This is a genomic window from Cetobacterium somerae, assembly GCF_022430525.1.
Lineage (GTDB): Bacteria > Fusobacteriota > Fusobacteriia > Fusobacteriales > Fusobacteriaceae > Cetobacterium_A.
The window spans coordinates 745,896-765,322 of the sequence record NZ_CP092519.1; the positions used below are offsets into that span (position 1 = coordinate 745,896).

Here is a 19,427-nt window from a genome sequence, read left to right on the forward strand (position 1 = left end):
CTAAGGAGACTAACTTTTTCTCTATTCGATTGATAGTGTTCTTTACTATCAAACTTGGACATTGGAAACTATATAGTAGATATTGAGAAAATATTCTAAATTAACTAACAATTCATTTTTAAGTCAATCTTAAATTGAGTAGTTAGTCTGTCTAAATAATATGAATTATATTACAAGGTTAAAATATTAAGGGCACACGAAGGATGCCTAGGAAGTAAGAGCCGATGAAGGACGTGGTAAGCTGCGATAAGCTTGGTGGAGTTGCAATCGAACTGTGATGCCAAGATTTCCGAATGGAGAAATCTGCTAAGATGGAGTCTTAGCACGAAAGAGGGAACCGCGTGAACTGAAACATCTAAGTAACGCGAGGAAAAGAAAGTAAAAACGATCCCCTAAGTAGCGGCGAGCGAACGGGGGTGAGCCCAAACCGTAGATGTGCCAAGGATGCAGCCGTTGCATCTACGGGGTAGCGGGAAGATCGTCTGAAGAACTGCAAGGTATTCGACATTATGATACGCCGAACTGGAAAGGTCTGGAAAGGCCTGCCGTAGAGAGTGAAAGCCTCGTACAGGTAAACCGTATCAAATGTATGATCTCTCCCAAGTAGCACGGAACACGAGGAATTCTGTGTGAATCTGCGAGGACCATATCTCGTAAGGCTAAATACTCTTACTTACCGATAGCGCATAGTACCGTGAGGGAAAGGTGAAAAGAACCCCGGGAGGGGAGTGAAATAGAACCTGAAATCGTGTGCTTACAAGCGGTCAGAGCCCTTTGGGGTGATGGCGTGCCTTTTGGAGAATGATCCTGCGAGTTACGTTCAGTGGCAAGGTTAAGTTTAACGGAGCCGAAGGGAAACCGAGTCTGAATAGGGCGACATAGTCGCTGGGCGTAGACGCGAAACCTGGTGATCTAAGCCTGTCCAGGGTGAAGCTGTGGTAAGACACAGTGGAGGCCCGAACTCACCGCCGTTGAAAAGTTGGGAGATGAGGTAGGTTTAGGGGTGAAAAGCCAATCGAACCAGGAGATAGCTCGTTCTCTCCGAAATGCATTTAGGTGCAGCCTTGAGTGTTCAATTATGGGGGTAGAGCACTGAATGACCTAGGGGGCATACTGCTTACCGAAGTCAATCAAACTCCGAATACCATAATTCTAGAGCTCAGGAGTGAGACTATGGGAATTAACTTCCATGGTCAAAAGGGAAACAACCCAGACCACCAGCTAAGGTCCCTAATTATAACTAAGTGGGAAAGGAGGTGGAGATTCACAAACAACCAGGAGGTTGGCTTAGAAGCAGCCATACCTTTAAAGAGTGCGTAATAGCTCACTGGTCGAGAGTCTCTGCGCCGACAATGTAACGGGGCTAAGTTATAAACCGAAGCTGTGGAGTTGCGTAAGCGACTGGTAGGAGAGCGTTCTGTAGGCCGTTGAAGGAGAATCGACAAGAAACTCTGGAGGTATCAGAAGTGAGAATGCAGGAATAAGTAGCGAGAATGGGGGCGAGAATCCCCCACGCCGGAAGACCAAGGGTTCCAGGGTAAAGTTTGTCTCCCCTGGGTAAGCCGGGTCCTAAGCCGAGGCTAGATTGCGTAGGCGAATGGAAAACAGATTAATATTTCTGTGCCACTGATATCAAGTGATGGAGGGACGCAGGAGGTTATGCACGCTGGCGAACGGAAGTGCCAGTTCAAGCATGTAGCGTGGTCTAGTAGGAAAATCCGCTAGACTAAACGTGAGGTGTGATGAGGAGTCGTAAGATGGAAGGTGCAAATACCACACTGCCGAGAAAAGCTTCTAAGCGTTTTAAAGATATTAGTGCCCGTACCCCAAACCGACACAGGTGGTCAGGATGAGAAATCTAAGGCGGACAGGCTAACTCTCGTTAAGGAACTCTGCAAAATAGCCCCGTAACTTCGGGAGAAGGGGTGCCTTTTATGGTGAGCGTACACGCGACGCAAAGCTATGAGAGGCCGCAGTGAAGAGTCTCAGGCGACTGTTTAACAAAAACACAGGTCTATGCTAAGCTGTAAGGCGACGTATATGGGCTGACACCTGCCCAGTGCCGGAAGGTTAAGAGGAGGAGTGAGAGCTCCGAATTGAAGCCCCGGTGAACGGCGGCCGTAACTATAACGGTCCTAAGGTAGCGAAATTCCTTGTCGGGTAAGTTCCGACCTGCACGAATGGTGTAACGATCTGAGAGCTGTCTTGACGGGAGGCCTGGTGAAATTGTATTACCGGTGAAGATACCGGTTACCTGCAGTAGGACGGAAAGACCCCATGGAGCTTTACTGTAGCTTGGTATTGGGTTTTGGCATCGTATGTATAGGATAGTTGGGAGACTATGATGCGTGGTCGCTAGATTACGCGGAGTCACTGGTGGAATACCAACCATACTATGTCGGAATTCTAATTTGAGGTTTGTACCCTCGAAGACAGTGCTAGGTGGGCAGTTTGACTGGGGCGGTCGCCTCCGAAAGAGTAACGGAGGCGTTCAAAGGTTCTCTCAGGTTGGATGGAAATCAACCGCAGAGTGCAATGGCATAAGAGAGCTTAACTGCGAGACTGACGGGTCGAGCAGGTGCGAAAGCAGGACATAGTGATCCGGCGATTCCGAATGGAAGGGTCGTCGCTCAACGGATAAAAGCTACCCTGGGGATAACAGGCTGATTCTACCCGAGAGTCCATATCGACGGTAGAGTTTGGCACCTCGATGTCGGCTCATCGCATCCTGGGGCTGGAGAAGGTCCCAAGGGTTGGGCTGTTCGCCCATTAAAGCGGTACGTGAGCTGGGTTCAGAACGTCGTGAGACAGTTCGGTCCCTATCCACTGTAGGCGTTAGAGTATTGAGAAGATCTGTCCTTAGTACGAGAGGACCGGGATGGACAAACCTCTGATGTACCAGTTGTCACGCCAGTGGCACAGCTGGGTAGTCACGTTTGGAACAGATAACCGCTGAAAGCATCTAAGCGGGAAACTGACTTCAAGATAAGTACTCTTTAAGATACCTTCGAGACTAGGAGGTTGATAGGTTGGGGGTGTAAGAGTTGTGAGACTTTTAGCTGACCAATACTAATATATCGAAGTTTTAACCTTAATATACTACTATATAGTTTTGAATGATCCAAGAAGTGACAAAGTCACGACTATGAAGAATTCATAGTTCACACAAATAAATATTGATTGGCAACGATAGCTATGGAGGTACACCCAGTAACATTTCGAACCTGGAAGTTAAGCCCATAAACGCTGAAAGTACTTGGGGGGCAGCCCCCTGGGAGGATAGGAAGTTGCCAATCTTAAAAAAGTGCTTCTTTAGCTCAGTTGGTAGAGCGCACGACTGTTAATCGTGTTGTCGCTGGTTCGAGCCCAGCAAGAAGCGCCATTTTTTTATTTTTTGTAAAAAGAATTTTAAAGGGAGAAATTAAATGGAAAATACGACTGGACAATTTTTTCAAGAAAATTTAAAAAACCAACAACAAAAAATTAAAAATAGAATAATGAGATTAAGACAAAGACGATTTTCACTTTTTTTTGTTATAGTAATACTGATGGTTTTGAGTTCTATTAATATGGTTAGTGCAGCATTTTATATGAAACCAGAAAATATAAAAAAACATTTTATGTATATATTAATATTTTTTATAATATATCTTTTTATTGGTAATGCTGGTAAAATAAAAAAATTAAAACTAACGTATAAAGTTTTAAGCAATAGAAAAGTAAATGGAGCTATTTTTTTAACGAGTATTTTCGTTTTATTAGGAATGTATATAGGCGGGAAAATGAATTTACCATTTATTCCAAAAATAAATGGAGCTTATGGCTGGATAAATTTAGGTCCTGTTTCCATTCAGCCAGCTGAAATTTTAAAGTGTGCATTTGTTATAAATATGGCAAATTGCTTGGCAAGAGCAGAAGATAATGATTTAAGTGAAAGTGTGACAATAGTAAATGCTTTAATATACTTGGGAGTTTACGGTATATTAATTTTAGCTCAGAAAGATATGGGAACAGCAATTCACTATTTAGCAATTTGGTTATTTATGATATTTATGAGTAAATTAAAAGATAAATGGATTTTAAGAGTTAGTTGTTTAGGAGGAATATTAGGTATAGGTGGACTAGCAGCAGTTTATAAATATGCTAGCGAAGACGGAGCTTCTTATAAAATAATGAGAATAAAAAGTTATATAGATGGATTATTTTTTGGAAATTATTCAGATGATTATGGTTATCAGGTGAAGCAATCAGTTTATGCTTTTGGTAGCGGAGGGTTATTTGGAAAAGGGTATGCTAATGGTGTTCAAAAATATAGTTACCTTCCAGAAATACACACAGATTTTATAATGGCTACTTTTGGAGAAGAATTTGGAATAATGGGTATGTTTGTAGTTGTTGGATTATTTTTTGCATTATATCACTTTATAATGGTAACAGGAAGAGAATGCAAAAATTATTTTGGAAAATACTTAGCATTAGGAATGGGTGCTCAAATAATAACTCAAGTAATAATAAATATATTTGTAGCCGTTGGATTGCTACCAGTTTTTGGATTACCAATGCCATTCTTTAGTTATGGAGGAAGTGCAATGGTAACTATGGGGATAGCTCTTGGTTTGATTCATAATATGAATGTTGAATAAATATATTTTGATTTTTATATGTAAAAATGATATACTTTAATGTAAGAATATAGAGGATAAATATAAGGTAAGTAGTAAGAGATTAAAGCTAAAATCTTTAGTTTTAGTTCCTTATTATTTGCTATATTTATCCTCTACCAATTTAAAAGGAGGAAACTTAATGTTTAATGAAGTAAGCTTAAGCTTAGAAATAGGTGGAAGACAATTAACGTTAAAAACTGGTAAAATAGCAAGACAATCAAACGGAGCTGTAATGGTTCAATACGGTGATACAATTTTATTAAGTACAGTTAACAGAAGTAAAAGTGCTAGAGAGGGAATAGACTTCTTTCCTTTAACAGTAGATTATGTAGAAAAATATTATGCAGCTGGGAAATTCCCAGGAGGATTTAATAAAAGAGAAGCTAGACCATCAACAAATGCTACACTGATAGCTAGATTAATAGACAGACCAATAAGACCAATGTTCCCAGAAGGGTTTCATTATGATGTTCATATTGTAAATACAACACTTTCATATGATGGAGTATGTACTCCTGATTTCATGGGAATTGTTGGATCATCAGTAGCTTTAACAGTATCTGATATTCCATTTATGGGACCAGTAGCTGGAGTAGTAGTTGGAATGATAGATGGAGAGTTTATTTTAAATCCAACACCAGAGCAATTAAAAATAAGTGAATTAGATTTATCTGTAGCTGGAAGTATGGATGCTATCAACATGGTTGAAGCAGGAGCAAAAGAAATTGATGAGGAAACAATGTTAAAAGCTATAATGTTTGCTCATGATAATATAAAGAAATTATGTCAGTTCCAAATGGAGTTCCAAGCTTTAGTTGGTAAAGAGAAGATAGAGTTTCAAGCACCTGAAGTAATGCCGATAGTTAAAAACTTTATCGATCAGAATGGAGCTAATAAATTAAAAGAAGCTGTTTTAACAACTGGAAAAAAAGCTAGAGAAGAAGCTGTGGATCAATTAGAGGAAGTTTTATTTGCAGAATTTGTAAATGCAAACTTTGGAGAAGAGGAAGTTCCAGCAGAAGTAGTTGCAGAATTTGCAAAATACTATCACGATTTAATGAAAGAGCAAGTTAGAGATGCTATTTTATACAATAAACATAGAGTAGATGGAAGAGCTACAACAGAAATTAGAGACTTAGCAGCAGAAGTAAATGTTTTACCAATTGTACATGGATCAGCTTTATTTACAAGAGGAGAAACACAAGCATTAGTTGTAGCAACTTTAGGAACTAAAGAGGATGAGCAATTAATAGATGGTCTAGATGAAGAGTATTTTAAAAAATTCTATCTACACTATAATTTCCCTCCATATTCAGTTGGAGAAACAGGAAGAATGGGTGCACCTGGAAGAAGAGAACTAGGACATGGATCTTTAGCAGAGAGAGCATTAAGTTATGTAATGCCTTCAGTAGAAGACTTCCCATATACAGTTAGATTAGTTTCAGAAATAACAGAATCTAATGGATCATCATCTCAAGCGTCAATCTGTGGAGGATCACTAGCATTAATGCATGCAGGGGTACCTATTAAAGAACATGTAGCTGGAATTGCAATGGGTCTAATCAAAAAAGATGATGATTATGTTGTATTAACAGATATAATGGGTCTAGAGGATCACTTAGGAGATATGGACTTTAAAGTTGCAGGAACTAAGACTGGAATAACTGCTTTACAAATGGATATGAAGATTGCAGGAATATCAGAGGATATTATGAGAATAGCTTTAAAGCAAGCTTTAGATGCTAGATTACAAATATTAGAATTAATGAATAGCACAATATCAAATACAAATGAATTAGCACCAACTGTTCCAAGAATTCACCAAATGGTAATTCCGAAGGATAAAATTGCAGTTTTAATAGGACCTGGTGGAAAAAATATAAAAGGAATTATAGAAGCAACAGGTGCAACTATCGATATAGAAGATGATGGAAGAGTATCTATATTCTGTAAAGGATTAGATGTTTTAGAGGACACTATAAAGTTAGTAAATGGATATGTTAAAGATGTTGAAATAGGAGAGGTATATTTAGGAAGAGTAGTAAATATAGCTAAGTTTGGAGCTTTCATGGAAATATTACCAGGAAAAGAGGGACTTCTTCACGTGTCAGAAATATCTTTAGAAAGAGTGGCTAATGTTGAAGATGTATTAAAAGTTGGAGACACATTTGAAGTAAAAGTAATTTCTACAGAAAATGGAAAAATCAGTTTAAGTAGAAAGAAATTATTACAAGAAATGGCAGCTGAATAATTTTAAAATTAAGGGGGATAACACAGAGGACTTCAACCTCTGTGTTATTTTTCCGTATAGAAATAAAAGCAACAAAAAATGAAGGATGGTAAAAAATGAAATTAGGTTTAATAAGTTTAGGTTGTAGTAAAAACTTAGTTGACAGTGAGCACTTAATAGGGCTAATGGTAGCTAGAAAAGGATTTGAAATAACAAATGATTTAGAAGAGGCAGATGTTGTTTTAGTAAATACATGTGGATTTATTGGAGATGCAAAAGAGGAATCAATTCAAGCAATATTAGAAGTTGCAGAAAAGAAAAACTCTGGAAAAGTAAAAAAAATAATTGTTGCAGGATGCTTAGCGCAAAGATATGCTGATGAGTTAATTTCAGAAATTCCTGAAATAGATGCTGTAGTTGGTACAGGTGAAATACATAAAATAGAAGAGATAGTAGATACAATTTTAGAGGATTCTAAAATTGTGAGATGTGATTCTTTTGAATTCTTAGCAGATGCAGGAACAGAAAGAATTTTAACAACAAATCCTCACACTGCTTATTTAAAAATAGCAGAAGGATGTAATAGAAGATGTACGTACTGTATTATACCTCAACTTAGAGGAAATTTAAGAAGTAGAACAATAGAGGATATTGTAGAAGAAGCAAAAGCTTTAGCAGCAAATGGAGTAAGAGAAATAAATTTATTAGCTCAAGAAACAACAGAGTATGGAATTGATTTATATAAAAAGAAAGCTTTACCTGATTTATTAAAAGAATTAGCAAAAGTAGATGGAATAGAGTGGATTAGATCATATTATATGTTCCCTAATTCATTAACAGATGAACTAGTTGAAGTTATAAAAAATGAACCAAAAGTTTGTAAATATTTTGATATTCCAATTCAACATATTTCAGGAAATATACTACAAAATATGGCTAGAGCAAAATCAGGTGATCATATAAAATCAATTTTAAATAAAATAAGAACTGAAATTCCTGAAGCAACAATCAGAACTACTGTAATTGTAGGATTCCCAGGGGAAACAGAGGAAGATTTTGAAGAGTTAAAAGATTTTATAAAAGAGTTTAAATTTGATTATGTAGGTGTATTTAAGTACTCTAGAGAAGAGGGAACTGTTGCACATGATTTAGAGAATCAAGTTCCAGAAGAAATAAAAGAAAAAAGATGGGCTGAATTAACAAATTTACAAGCTGAAATTGCAGAGATAAAAAATAGAGCAATGATTGGAAAAGTTGTTGAAGTTATGATTGATGGTATTTCTTCAGAGAGTGAGTTTATGCTAGAGGGAAGAACTAGAGGACAAGCTTTAGATATAGATGGAAAAGTTTTAACAAATGATGGAACTGCAAAACAAGGGGAAATAGTAAAAGTAAAAATAGAACAAAATTTTGAATATGACTATATAGGGGCAATTGTAGAAAACGAAATAAAATAGTCTTAAAATAAGGAGGAGTCAGTCTTGAATTTGCCAAATAAACTTACAGCAATTAGATTAATATTAGCAATACCTTTTATATACTTTTTACAAGAATCAGCAGGGACTACACATCATACTTTGTATAGAATGATAGCGTTTGGTATATTTATTTTTGCATCGCTGACAGATTGGTTAGATGGATATATAGCAAGAAAATATAATTTAATAACTGATTTGGGTAAGATAATGGATCCTTTGGCAGATAAAATACTTGTTATATCAGCATTGGTAATCTTTGTAAAATTAGATTATATTCCAGCATGGATGTCTATTGTTGTTATAGCAAGAGAATTTTTAATTAGTGGGATAAGAACTATAGCTGCAGCAAAAGGGGAAGTGATTCCTGCAGGAATTTTAGGGAAATATAAAACAACTACTCAAATGATTGTGATTATAATTATGCTGTTCTTTGGGCTAGGAAATACTCCTGAAAAAGAAACTTTGTATAAAACAATTTATTTTTATATGACATTAATTCCAGTTGTTTTAACAATTTGGTCTGGATGGGAATACTCAGTAAAAGCAAAACATTACTTTTTAGGAGAGAAATAAGGAGAAAATATGGGTTTAATTTACAGAATTATAAATTTAGCTTTTGAAATTATGAATATACTTATATTAATAAGAATAGTAATCTCTTGGTTAGCTCCATATTCAAGAAATGACTTTACAAATCTTGTATATGCTTTAACAGAGCCAATTTTAAAACCTTTTAGGACTTTGATACCTATGGGAAATGTTAGAATAGATTTGTCACCAGTATTGGCTTATTTTGCTTTGAAGATTCTAAGATATATTATTTTTTATTTATTATAATAGAATAGAGAGGCCAATGGCTTCTCTATTTTTTGTAGGAGGAACAAAAATGCACGAAATAGAAAGTGAATACCACATACCAGTTTTATATTATGAAACATTAGAAAATTTAATAACAGATAAAGATGGTATATATGTAGATTGTACTTTAGGAGGAGGAGGACACTCTGAAGGTATATTAAAAGAAATTAGTGATAAAGGAAGATTAATTTCTATAGATCAAGATGATCAAGCAATAGAATTTGCAAAAAAAAGACTAGAGAAATATGGGAAAAAATGGTCTGTATATAAAAGTAACTTCGAAAATATAGAAACAGTTTTATATATGGCTGGAGCTAATGAAGTTACAGGAATTCTTATGGATATTGGAGTTTCATCTACTCAACTTGATGATCCAGAAAGAGGATTTTCATATAGATATGACACAAAGCTTGACATGAGAATGAATAGAGAAGAAGCGTTGTCAGCTTATGAAGTTGTTAATGAATACGAAGAAGGAGAATTAGTTAGAATTTTCTTTGAATACGGAGAGGATAGATTTGCTAGAAAGGTAGCTAGATTGATCTGTCAAAGAAGAGAGGAAAAGCCTATTGAAACGACTGGAGAACTTGTAGAGATAATAAGAAAAGCTTATCCACCAAGAAGTGAAAAACATCCAGCTAAAAAAGTTTTCCAAGCTATCAGAATTGAAGTTAATAGAGAATTAGATGTATTAAAAAATGCAATAACAAAATCTTTTAATAGTTTAGAAAAAGGAGGACGTTTAGCAATAATAACGTTCCATTCTTTAGAAGATAGAATTGTAAAAAATATGTTTAGAGATCTTTGTACAGGGTGTAAATGTCCAAAAGAGATTCCGATATGTGTATGTAATGAAAAACCTAAAGGTAAATTGGTAAATAGAAAACCAATAACTTCAGGTCAAGATGAGTTAAAATTTAATAATAGAGCACATTCAGCTAAATTAAGAGTTATCGAAAAATTATAAAAATAAAAGGAGGACCTGATGAAGAGAAAAAAAGTTTTATTAACACTTGTTGGTATAATTTTAATCTGGTCATTTTATGGGTACCTTATAAGAACAATCTCATATTTAGAAAAAAGTAATTTGAAGATTGAAAGAGAATTAAGAGAGCTTGAAAAAGAGAGAAGTAAAAGAATATATGAATATGACTTACTCATGGATTTAAGTAAAATAGAACAAGAAATGAATAAACAAAAAAATATGGTTATTTCTGAAAAGATAAATTTCTTTAAAATAGATGATAGCTCTTTTTAAAAATAAAGGAGAGTATTTATGAAACTAGAAAAAGGACAAATAGTTGAAATTAAGATAGAGAAAATAGTCTACGGTGGAGAGGGATTAGGTTATTACAATGGCGAGTTTGCTATGTTTGTGCCTATGTCTGTCCCTGGAGATATTTTAAAAGTTGAGATAATTTCTTTAAAAAAGAGTTATGGAAGAGCTTTAATAAAGGAGATTATAACTCCTGGAGCTGAAAGAATTAAAGATTTAAATCATATAACTTTTGAAGATTTTCAAGGGTGTGATTTTGGAATGCTAGATTACACTGCTCAGTTAAAATATAAAAAAGAGATGGTAGAGGATGTAATAAGAAGAATAGGTAAAAATAGTGAGGTTTTAATAGAGGACACATTAGAATCACCTATTGAAAAAAACTATAGAAATAAAGTTATTGAACCATTTTCTTTTAATGGACAAGAAATTATAACTGGATTCTTTAAAAGAAAAAGTCATGATGTATTTCAAGTAGAAGATAATATGTTGAATTCAGTATTAGGAAATAAAATAATCACAGAGTTAAAAAATAATTTAAATAAAAATAAAGTAACTGTGTATGATGAAAAAAAACATTCAGGAATATTGAGACATGTAATGGTTAGAACAAACTCTTTTAATGAGGCTATGTTAGTTTTAATAATAAATGATACAAAAGTTTCTGAAAAAATTAAAAGCATTTTGAAAGAGGTAATGGATAAGTTTAAAGAGATTACATCGACTTATATTTCGTTAAATGATAGAAAAACCAATGTAGCTTTAGGTCATAAAAATCTACTTATTTTTGGAGAAAAAACAATTAAAGAGGATATTGATAATATTCATTTTAATATATCTCCAACATCTTTTTTTCAGATAAACTTGGATCAAACAAAGAGATTATATAGTTTAGCTATAAGTATGTTTGAAAATATAGAAAACAAAAAAATTGTAGATGCTTATGCAGGAACAGGAACAATAGGAATGATTCTATCTAAAAAAGCAAAGAAAGTTTACTCAATAGAAATTGTAGAGTCAGCTGTAAAAGATGGAATTCAAACTGCAAAAGAAAATAGTATAGAAAATGTTCAATTTATATGTGGGGATGTAAATAAAGAGCTAGGAAAATTAATAAAAGCAGAAAAAGTGGATTCAATAATATTAGATCCACCAAGAAAAGGGATTGATGAGGAAAGTCTAATAAATATATCTAAAGTTGGAATAGAAGAGATTGTATATATATCTTGTAATCCATCAACTTTTGCTAGAGATATAGAAATTTTAGAAAGAGAAGGGTATAAGTTAGTTAGAGTAAAACCAGTGGACATGTTTCCTCAAACAAGCCATATTGAAGTAGTGGGAAGATTAGTTAAAAAATAGGAGGGCTTTATGATAAAGTTTTTAATATTTGCAGTAATTGCATACATATTTGGTTCACTTCCTTGTGGTGTTTGGTTAGGAAAGGGAGTTAAAAATATTGATATAAGAGAATATGGAAGTAAAAATTCTGGTGCAACAAATGCTTATAGAATTTTAGGGCCAAAGTATGGTATAATGGTTCTAATATTAGATGCTTTAAAAGGATATATTCCACTTTATATAGCAAGTTTATTTGATATTGGTGGTATATATATTATATTATTAGGTTTGGTAGCTATACTAGGTCACACTTTTTCATTCTTTTTACAATTTAAAGGTGGAAAAGGGGTAGCAACAAGCTTAGGAGTTTTTCTTTTCTTAATGCCAAAAGTGGTAGGTGTTTTGGTATTGGTATTTATACTTGTGGTAGGAATTAGTAAATACATCTCTTTAGGATCAGTTATATGTGCAGGGTTATTACCGATTTTAGCATATTTTATGCCTGTAAGAGATGACGCAACTAGACTTCCATTAGTGGCAATATCTCTAATAGTTGGAATATTTGTAATTTATAAACATAAAGCAAATATTCAAAGACTCATGGAAGGGAAAGAAAATAAATTTAATTTAAAGTAAGGAGATAAATTAAATGGAAAAAGTAGTTGTAATAGGAGCAGGGAGCTGGGGAACAGCTTTAGGAATGATTTTAGCAAAAAAAGGTTATGAAGTTGTAATGTGGGAACATAATAAAGAAATTGCTGAAAAATTAAATCTGGAAAAAGAAAATAAGAGATTACTTCCAGGAGTAAAATTTCCGGATAATCTGAAAGTTACGTGGGAATTAGATGGACTTTTGGCTAATGTTAAATATGTCATTTTCTCTGTACCATCACAAGTATTAAGAGGTGTAATGGCGAGAGTATCTTCACAAATTGAAGAGGGTATGATATTAATAAATACAGCAAAAGGAATAGAAGTTTTAAGTGGAGAAACATTATCTCATGTTATGAAAGATGAGATAAAAGGAAAATACCATAAAAATATAGTGATTTTATCTGGTCCAACTCATGCAGAAGAAGTAGCTCAAGAGCTACCAACAACTATAGTTGCAGCAGGAGAGTTAGAGAATGCTAAAAAAGTTCAAGAACTGTTCAATACAGAAAACTTTAGAGTTTATGTAAGTGAAGATATAGCAGGAGTAGAGCTAGGAGGAGCAGTAAAAAACTGTTTAGCAATAGGAGCGGGAATCGCAGATGGATTAGGTTATGGAGATAATGCAAAAGCTGCTTTAATAACAAGAGGAATCGCAGAGATGATAAGATTTGGAAAAGTTATGGGAGCTGATGAAAGAACATTTTCAGGATTGACTGGGATTGGGGACCTAGTTGTAACTTGTGCTAGTCAACATAGTAGAAATAGATATGTTGGTGAAAGACTTGGAAAAGGTGAAAAAATAGAGGACATCTTAAATAGTATGGTAATGGTTGCTGAAGGTGTACCTACAGTTAAGGCTGTGTATGCTAAAAAGTTAGAGTTAGGAATAAGCATGCCAATAGTTGAGGCAATTTATGAGATAATATACGAGGGAGCAGATACAAAAGAAAAGGTTAAAGAGTTAATGACAAGAGAGTTAAAAGAAGAATTTTATTAAAAAGAAATTTTGCAAGTTATACTTAAATTATTAATTACATTAAAAGAAATTCATAAATAAAAAAATTAAATAAGCAACACGGAGATTCAAAATAGAAAAAGATAACTAATGAGGGTATGGGGTGTGTATGACAGAAAAAGATTTAGTTTCATTTTATCTAGATGATATAAAAGAGTATGAAGTGTTAGGAAAAGATGAAGAGATATTACTTTTAAGAAAAGCAAAAAATGGTGATATTGAAGCAAGAGAAAGATTAATTTTATGTAATTTGAGATTAGTAGTTAATGTAGCCAAGAAATATGGAAGTAAAGGTATGAGTTTTATAGACTTAATTAGTGAAGGTAACTTTGGTTTAATTCATGCAATTGAAAAATTTGATGTAGAGAAGGGATATAGATTCTCAACATATGCTGTTTGGTGGATTAAACAAGCTATAAGTAAAGCTATAATAAGCAAAGGTAGAGAGATAAGGATACCGTCATATAAACATGATATGTTGAATAAAATAAATAAATTTATAATGGATGCCGTTATGTTAAAGGGTGATTATCCAAGTATATATGAAATATCAGATGGATTAAATATAAATTTAGAAAAAGTTCAAGATTTAATGATGGAGTTTCAAGAAACAATATCTCTTAGTTCTCCGATAGGAGAAGATATATGCTTAGAAGATACTATAGCTAGTGAGATGCACAATGATTTAGAGGATAACCTAATTAGAGAGATGAGTACATCTCAGATAAAAGAGATATTAAATAAATTAAATGATCGAGAAAAACAGATATTAAAACTTAGATTTGGATTTGATGGAAACCAAATTCATACTTTAGAAGATATTGGCCAAAGTTTTAGCATAACAAGAGAAAGAGTAAGACAGATTGAGCAAAAAACATTAGAAAAATTAAGAATACGTTATAGTGACTTACTAAAAGGAAACTATTACTATTAAAAGCAAGGAGGTTAAATTGATTTTAAAAGTTAATAGATTAGAATTTCTAAAGAAGATAAAAATAGTAGAAAAAGCAATCAATGAAAATAAAATTAGACCCATAATCTCTTATGTTTATATGGAAACAAGAGAGAATAGATTATGGTTTTGTGGAACAAATTTAGAGTTAACAATATCAACACATATGGAATGTGATGTAATAGCAGAGGGAAAAGCTGTTTTTCAACATAATTTAGTAGAAGAGTACTTAAAGGAAATCAAAGATGAAGAGATTACTTTAAATATAAAAGAAGATGTTTTAACAATAGAAACATCAGACTCAGCTTCTGAGTTTATGTTAATGAATGCAGAAGAGTTTCCTAAAATTCAAGAATCAGAGTTAGAAGATAACGAGTTCGAGTTTAAATTAAAAAAATTAGATTTAGCTGATTATTTTGATAAAGTAAAGTTTTCAGCTTCGATGTCTAGTGACAATTTATCAATAAATTGTATAAGAGTAGAGATTGAAAATAATAAAATAAAGTTTATATCTACAGATACTTATCGTTTAACATATTTAGAGCATGACTATTTAGATAGTGAAGGAACTTTTAAAGTTAGTATCCCGATAAATACAATAGATGCAATGTCTAAATTATTAAGAAACGGAAATGAAGAAGAGATTGCATTTACACAAAAAAACAAGCAGTTATACTTTAAGTTAGGAAATATCTCAATAATAAGTAGAGTTATTGACTTACCATTTCCAAACTATAAAACAATATTAGAAGCTAGTGGATATAACAAGAAATTACAAATAAATAGAGTTGAATTCGAAAAAATGTTAAAAAGAATTCAAATTTTTGTAAAAAACAATTCAGAATCAAAGTTTGGAGCAATATTTACCTTATCTGGAAATGATATTGAAATTGAAGGAATAGGAGAGATTGCAAAGGCTAAAGAGATTGCAAAAGTAAATTATGAAGGAGATAATCTTAAGATTTCTTTAAATGTGAAGTTCTTATTAGAGTTTGTTCAATCAAGTGATAAAGATATTATCACATTGGAGTTTACAACATCAAATAGTGCTGTAAGAACAAGAAATATACAAGAAGATAATTATACTTATATAGTAATGCCTTTAGCTTTGAAAGACTAGATCATAAAAACTAGCTTACAGAGTGAGCTAGTTTTTATTTTGCAAAGATAAATTCTTTATGGTATAATTTGGATAATATTTTTTCATTTAAGGAGAAATAATGAGCAAATTTTATATACTAAAAATTATATATGAACTTCAATACTTCAGGTATTTACTATTAGAATACATAACTAAAAATTCATATGATAATAATAGCGCAAAAAAGTTTATAAATTTTAACAATAAGAGAGTCTTAAAAAAAATAAAAAAAGAGAAAGTAAAAAAGATAGCAATATTATTACCTCACTGTATACAAAAGTATGATTGTAATTTAAAAATAACAAATAATATAGAAAATTGTAAGATGTGTGGATTGTGTGATATATCTGAAATTATAAGATTAAAAGATGAATTTAAACATATTAGCATAAAAGTGGCTACTGGTGGAACATTGGCTAGATTATACTTAAAAGAAGAGAGACCTAACTTAGTAATAGCTGTAGCTTGTAAAAGGGATTTAACTTCTGGAGTTAGAGATTCATTTCCAATACCAGTTTATGGAGTTTTTAATAAAATTATAAATACGCCGTGCAAAGATACTAGAGTAGCCGTAGATGAAATAAGAAAGGTATTAAGAGAGGTGGGGACAACGTGAGAAAATTAAAACTATTTATTGCTGGACTTTTAATATGTTCTGGGTTAATTGCCTCAGAAAAAGAGGATATTAAATTTTTGGATGAGCTATTTATTCAGAGAAAATATTCTATGGCACTTCAAGAGTCTAATAATTTTATAACAAAATATCCACGTTCTAAATATATAAAAAATATAAAAATAAGAATGGGACAAGTTTATTACGTAGAGGGAAGATATCAAGAAGCAATAAACACTTTAAACGGTTGTTTAAAAGAACTAAAATTAAATCAAAATGAAAGTAATAATATATATTTATATTTAACTAAATCTTATATAGGATTAAAAGATTTTGATACTGCATCTAAGGCAGCAAATTTAATAGTTAGAACGACTCCTGAAGGGAAAAATGACTATGAAGAAGCTTTATTATCAATAGGAAAGGGTTATATGGATAATAAAGATTATATCAGGGCTCAAAGGGAGCTTACAAGTGCTTTAAGTGTACAAGGAAAGAACTATGAAGATGTTGTGCTAAATCTTGCTTTAGCAGCATATAATAACTCTCAATATATAAAAACTATAGTTTATTTAGATGAATACTATAGAGGTGCAAAAGTTGGTACAAATAGAGATTTAGTTAATTATCTATATGGATCTTCTTATTATAAGACAAATGAAACATCAAAAGCATTGGAGTATTTCAAAAAAGTAAAAAATAGTAATGTAAGTTCAGAATATAAAACTCTATCAGTTTTAACAATGATAGAGATTTACTTAAAGCAGGGTAATGCTAAAGAAGCTGAAAATATATTATCTAGTTTATCATCAGATCCAAAATTATATAATACAGCATTAAAAAGTTTTGGTGATTTCTATTTAGTTAGAGGGTCAAGTGATGTTGCGTTATCTTATTATAATAGAATAACAACTAAAGATATAGATGTGTGGTATGGAATAGCACTTTCTCAATATAGATTGAAAGATTATAAAAATTCTTTAGAAAATTTTAGGAAATTATACCCAACAAAATATAAAAATGAAAGTATATACTATCAATTATCTATTGAGTATTTAAATAAAAATTATAAGTGGGTTTTAAATAACAGAAACTTAGCAGTTGGATTAAATTTAAGTAGAGAAGAAGAGATTGCAATAAATAATCTAATTGGAACTTCGGCTTTCCAGGAGGGAGAGTTTAAAACAGCAGAAGAATATTATGCTAAAAATTATAATATATCTCCTAATAAAGAATCTCTTTATAAAATGATTGTAACCTTGAGTAAAACAAAGGATAGAGTAAAGTTAAATAATCTGATAAAAGAATATAATACAAAATATCCAAATGATCAAGAATATAAAAAAAATATAACGATAATAACTTCAGATAATTTATTAGCAGAAGGAAAAGGAGAAGAAGCTATAAATCTTTATAAAGAATATTTAGCAGTAAATAGAGATCCTGAAATTGTTTCTAGTTTGATAGAAGTTATGATAGCTCAAAAAAAATACAGTGATGTAATGCAATATTTAAACATTCAAGATGCTTCTTTAGAAAATACTTATCAAAAGGGAATTGCTACTATGGGAATGGGAAGATATGATGAAGCAGAAATGTATTTTAATCAAATTTTAAATAGTGGAGATAACGTTGATAAATCTCTTTATGAAAAATCAAAATATAATGTAATAAAAAATTATTTTTTATGGGAAAAGTATTCAGATGCAATAACTTCAGGAGAGACTTATATAGCTGGGGATAACTTATATGCATTAGAGGATGTTGTTGATAAAGTTGCAATTAGTTACTTTAGATTAGATAATCCAGAAAAAGCAAGAGAGTATTTTGAGAAGTTAAAATTAGTTTCAAATATGGGAGATTATGCACAATTTCAAATAGGAGAAACATATTATAGTGAAAAGAGATATCAAGATGCAATAGATGCATATAGAATAAGTGCACAAAATTCAAAAAATCCAGAATATAAAGAAAAAGGATTATATTGGGAGATTTCATCATTATATTTACTAAAAAATACAAATGAGTTTGATGCTAAAAGTAAAGAATTTTTAAAATCATATCCTAACTCAAAATTAAAAGATAATATTCTTTTAATGGAGGGAGAGCTATATGGAATTCAAGGAAATAATACAAATAGTTTAAAAACTTATGAAAAACTATATGGTGAAACTAAAGATGATGTCTTAAAAGAAAAATCTCTTATGAAAATAATAGAGTTATCTGAAAATACTAAAAATATTCAAAAAGAATTAGAGTGGATAAATAAAATAACTAATGATAACAAAAAAAGTTACTATATGGCAAAACATCTTCAAAGAGAGAAAAAGTACGAAGAAGCAAAAGTTGAATTTGAAAAATTAATAGTAACCAATGATTATAAAGATTTTGGAGCATTAGGATTAGGAGATTATTATTATTCTAAAAAAGATTTTTCAAAAGCAAAGGAATATTATGAAAGTATATTAGTTTTAGAAAATAGTGCATATAAAGATAAAGCACTGTATCAAGTGGCTAATATTGAAAAAAATACTGGATTAACAAAAGAAGCTGTTAGAAATTATACTAAACTTTATGTTTTATATCCTACAAGTGAATACGCACTAGAATCAAAAATAAGATCAGCAGAAGGATATGAAAATTTAAATAATTTTAAAGATGCAATAGCTCAATATGATGAATTGTTAAGAACAGAAAGTAAAAATAAAGATTATTTCTTAGAGAAATTAATATTTTTAAATTTAAAAATTGAGAAAAAAGATTTAGCAAAAGTATATTATGAGCAGTTAAAAAGAGAGAATTTAAAACTTTCTGAAAAATATAAAGATTTTTTTAACGGAGGAGAGAACATATGAAGAAATTAGTTATTACAGGTTTAATGGTTTTATCTTTAGGGGTTTTTGCTAATGAGGATGTAGTTATTGATAAGCAGGTAACTGGTGTAAATAAAGAGCAACTAGAAAGTTATCCAAAAGAAAGTAATGTACAGTTAGAAAAAAAAGTTATAAAAATAGATGATAAAAATATAACTGCAGATAAATTTAAAGATCAAAAACAAGTTATTCAAATAAATGAAACAAACGATTCAATGAATAAGAGTCTAACTGAAACTGATAGTGGAACTCCAATTTGGAAGTACATAATAGGAGTAGTTGCATTAGTTACATTGGGAATAGCATTATAATTAAAATTACAACATAAAAGA

The 19,427-nt window shown here is 31.8% G+C and carries 15 protein-coding genes, 1 tRNA gene and 2 rRNA genes; all 18 read left to right on the forward strand.

Annotated features, from left to right (window positions below):
* Positions 1-176: 176 nt before the first annotated feature.
* The 18 genes from MKD34_RS03335 to MKD34_RS03420 all read left to right on the forward strand — a co-directional run bounded on the left by MKD34_RS03335 (position 177) and on the right by MKD34_RS03420 (position 19,406).
* A 23S ribosomal RNA gene (locus tag MKD34_RS03335) occupies positions 177-3,093 on the forward strand.
* Between the two features lie 86 nt (positions 3,094-3,179).
* A 5S ribosomal RNA gene (rrf, locus tag MKD34_RS03340) occupies positions 3,180-3,296 on the forward strand.
* 10 nt (positions 3,297-3,306) lie between these two features.
* Positions 3,307-3,382, forward strand: a tRNA-Asn gene (locus tag MKD34_RS03345).
* Positions 3,383-3,425: 43 nt separating this feature from the next.
* Positions 3,426-4,643 carry an FtsW/RodA/SpoVE family cell cycle protein gene (locus MKD34_RS03350; RefSeq protein ID WP_240219712.1) on the forward strand — a complete coding sequence of 406 codons (1,218 nt, stop codon included), beginning with the start codon at positions 3,426-3,428 and terminating at the stop codon, positions 4,641-4,643.
* Between the two features lie 160 nt (positions 4,644-4,803).
* On the forward strand, positions 4,804-6,915 hold the full coding sequence (gene pnp / locus MKD34_RS03355; protein WP_240219713.1) for a polyribonucleotide nucleotidyltransferase: 2,112 nt from the start codon (positions 4,804-4,806) through the stop codon (positions 6,913-6,915).
* Between the two features lie 95 nt (positions 6,916-7,010).
* Complete coding sequence (gene rimO, locus MKD34_RS03360; RefSeq protein WP_023049558.1) at positions 7,011-8,351, forward strand: 30S ribosomal protein S12 methylthiotransferase RimO; 1,341 nt, start codon at positions 7,011-7,013, stop codon at positions 8,349-8,351.
* A 24-nt stretch (positions 8,352-8,375) separates the two neighbouring features.
* The gene (gene pgsA / locus MKD34_RS03365; protein ID WP_040405889.1) at positions 8,376-8,945 is read left to right on the forward strand and encodes a CDP-diacylglycerol--glycerol-3-phosphate 3-phosphatidyltransferase; all 570 of its coding nucleotides are present in this window, start codon (positions 8,376-8,378) and stop codon (positions 8,943-8,945) included.
* Positions 8,946-8,954: 9 nt separating this feature from the next.
* Positions 8,955-9,209: a YggT family protein gene (locus MKD34_RS03370; protein ID WP_023049560.1), complete on the forward strand. Its 255-nt coding sequence runs from the start codon at positions 8,955-8,957 to the stop codon at positions 9,207-9,209.
* Positions 9,210-9,258: 49 nt separating this feature from the next.
* Entirely contained in the window at positions 9,259-10,197 is a 939-nt protein-coding gene (rsmH, locus tag MKD34_RS03375; protein ID WP_185891737.1) for a 16S rRNA (cytosine(1402)-N(4))-methyltransferase RsmH, read from the forward strand.
* 18 nt (positions 10,198-10,215) lie between these two features.
* Complete coding sequence (locus MKD34_RS03380) at positions 10,216-10,488, forward strand: hypothetical protein (protein ID WP_023049562.1); 273 nt, start codon at positions 10,216-10,218, stop codon at positions 10,486-10,488.
* Between the two features lie 18 nt (positions 10,489-10,506).
* Positions 10,507-11,868: a 23S rRNA (uracil(1939)-C(5))-methyltransferase RlmD gene (rlmD, locus tag MKD34_RS03385; RefSeq protein WP_240219714.1), complete on the forward strand. Its 1,362-nt coding sequence runs from the start codon at positions 10,507-10,509 to the stop codon at positions 11,866-11,868.
* 12 nt (positions 11,869-11,880) lie between these two features.
* Entirely contained in the window at positions 11,881-12,483 is a 603-nt protein-coding gene (gene plsY / locus MKD34_RS03390) for a glycerol-3-phosphate 1-O-acyltransferase PlsY (RefSeq protein ID WP_407933856.1), read from the forward strand.
* A gap of 13 nt (positions 12,484-12,496) precedes the next feature.
* Entirely contained in the window at positions 12,497-13,498 is a 1,002-nt protein-coding gene (locus MKD34_RS03395; RefSeq protein WP_240219716.1) for an NAD(P)H-dependent glycerol-3-phosphate dehydrogenase, read from the forward strand.
* Positions 13,499-13,625: 127 nt separating this feature from the next.
* On the forward strand, positions 13,626-14,450 hold the full coding sequence (locus tag MKD34_RS03400) for a sigma-70 family RNA polymerase sigma factor (RefSeq protein ID WP_240219717.1): 825 nt from the start codon (positions 13,626-13,628) through the stop codon (positions 14,448-14,450).
* Positions 14,451-14,466: 16 nt separating this feature from the next.
* Positions 14,467-15,588, forward strand: a complete 1,122-nt coding sequence (gene dnaN / locus MKD34_RS03405; protein WP_240219718.1) for a DNA polymerase III subunit beta — start codon at positions 14,467-14,469, stop codon at positions 15,586-15,588.
* Positions 15,589-15,688: 100 nt separating this feature from the next.
* Positions 15,689-16,225 (forward strand): DUF116 domain-containing protein, encoded by a 537-nt coding sequence (locus MKD34_RS03410; RefSeq protein ID WP_240219719.1) that lies wholly within the window; start codon positions 15,689-15,691, stop codon positions 16,223-16,225.
* Complete coding sequence (locus MKD34_RS03415; protein ID WP_240219721.1) at positions 16,222-19,077, forward strand: tol-pal system YbgF family protein; 2,856 nt, start codon at positions 16,222-16,224, stop codon at positions 19,075-19,077. The genes MKD34_RS03410 and MKD34_RS03415 overlap by 4 nt, the downstream gene beginning before the upstream one ends.
* The gene (locus MKD34_RS03420; RefSeq protein WP_023049570.1) at positions 19,074-19,406 is read left to right on the forward strand and encodes a hypothetical protein; all 333 of its coding nucleotides are present in this window, start codon (positions 19,074-19,076) and stop codon (positions 19,404-19,406) included. Before MKD34_RS03415 ends, MKD34_RS03420 begins: the two co-directional genes overlap by 4 nt.
* The last annotated feature ends 21 nt before the right edge of the window (positions 19,407-19,427 follow it).

Excerpts from the sequence above, each read along its gene's own strand:
- MKD34_RS03350 (WP_240219712.1), top strand. The coding sequence starts at position 3,426 with ATGGAAAATACGACTGGACAATTTTTTCAAGAAAATTTAAAAAACCAA.
- pnp (WP_240219713.1), top strand. The coding sequence starts at position 4,804 with ATGTTTAATGAAGTAAGCTTAAGCTTAGAAATAGGTGGAAGACAATTA.
- rimO (WP_023049558.1), top strand. The coding sequence starts at position 7,011 with ATGAAATTAGGTTTAATAAGTTTAGGTTGTAGTAAAAACTTAGTTGAC.
- MKD34_RS03370 (WP_023049560.1), top strand. The coding sequence starts at position 8,955 with ATGGGTTTAATTTACAGAATTATAAATTTAGCTTTTGAAATTATGAAT.
- rsmH (WP_185891737.1), top strand. The coding sequence starts at position 9,259 with ATGCACGAAATAGAAAGTGAATACCACATACCAGTTTTATATTATGAA.
- MKD34_RS03380 (WP_023049562.1), top strand. The coding sequence starts at position 10,216 with ATGAAGAGAAAAAAAGTTTTATTAACACTTGTTGGTATAATTTTAATC.
- rlmD (WP_240219714.1), top strand. The coding sequence starts at position 10,507 with ATGAAACTAGAAAAAGGACAAATAGTTGAAATTAAGATAGAGAAAATA.
- MKD34_RS03395 (WP_240219716.1), top strand. The coding sequence starts at position 12,497 with ATGGAAAAAGTAGTTGTAATAGGAGCAGGGAGCTGGGGAACAGCTTTA.
- MKD34_RS03400 (WP_240219717.1), top strand. The coding sequence starts at position 13,626 with ATGACAGAAAAAGATTTAGTTTCATTTTATCTAGATGATATAAAAGAG.
- MKD34_RS03410 (WP_240219719.1), top strand. The coding sequence starts at position 15,689 with ATGAGCAAATTTTATATACTAAAAATTATATATGAACTTCAATACTTC.
- MKD34_RS03420 (WP_023049570.1), top strand. The coding sequence starts at position 19,074 with ATGAAGAAATTAGTTATTACAGGTTTAATGGTTTTATCTTTAGGGGTT.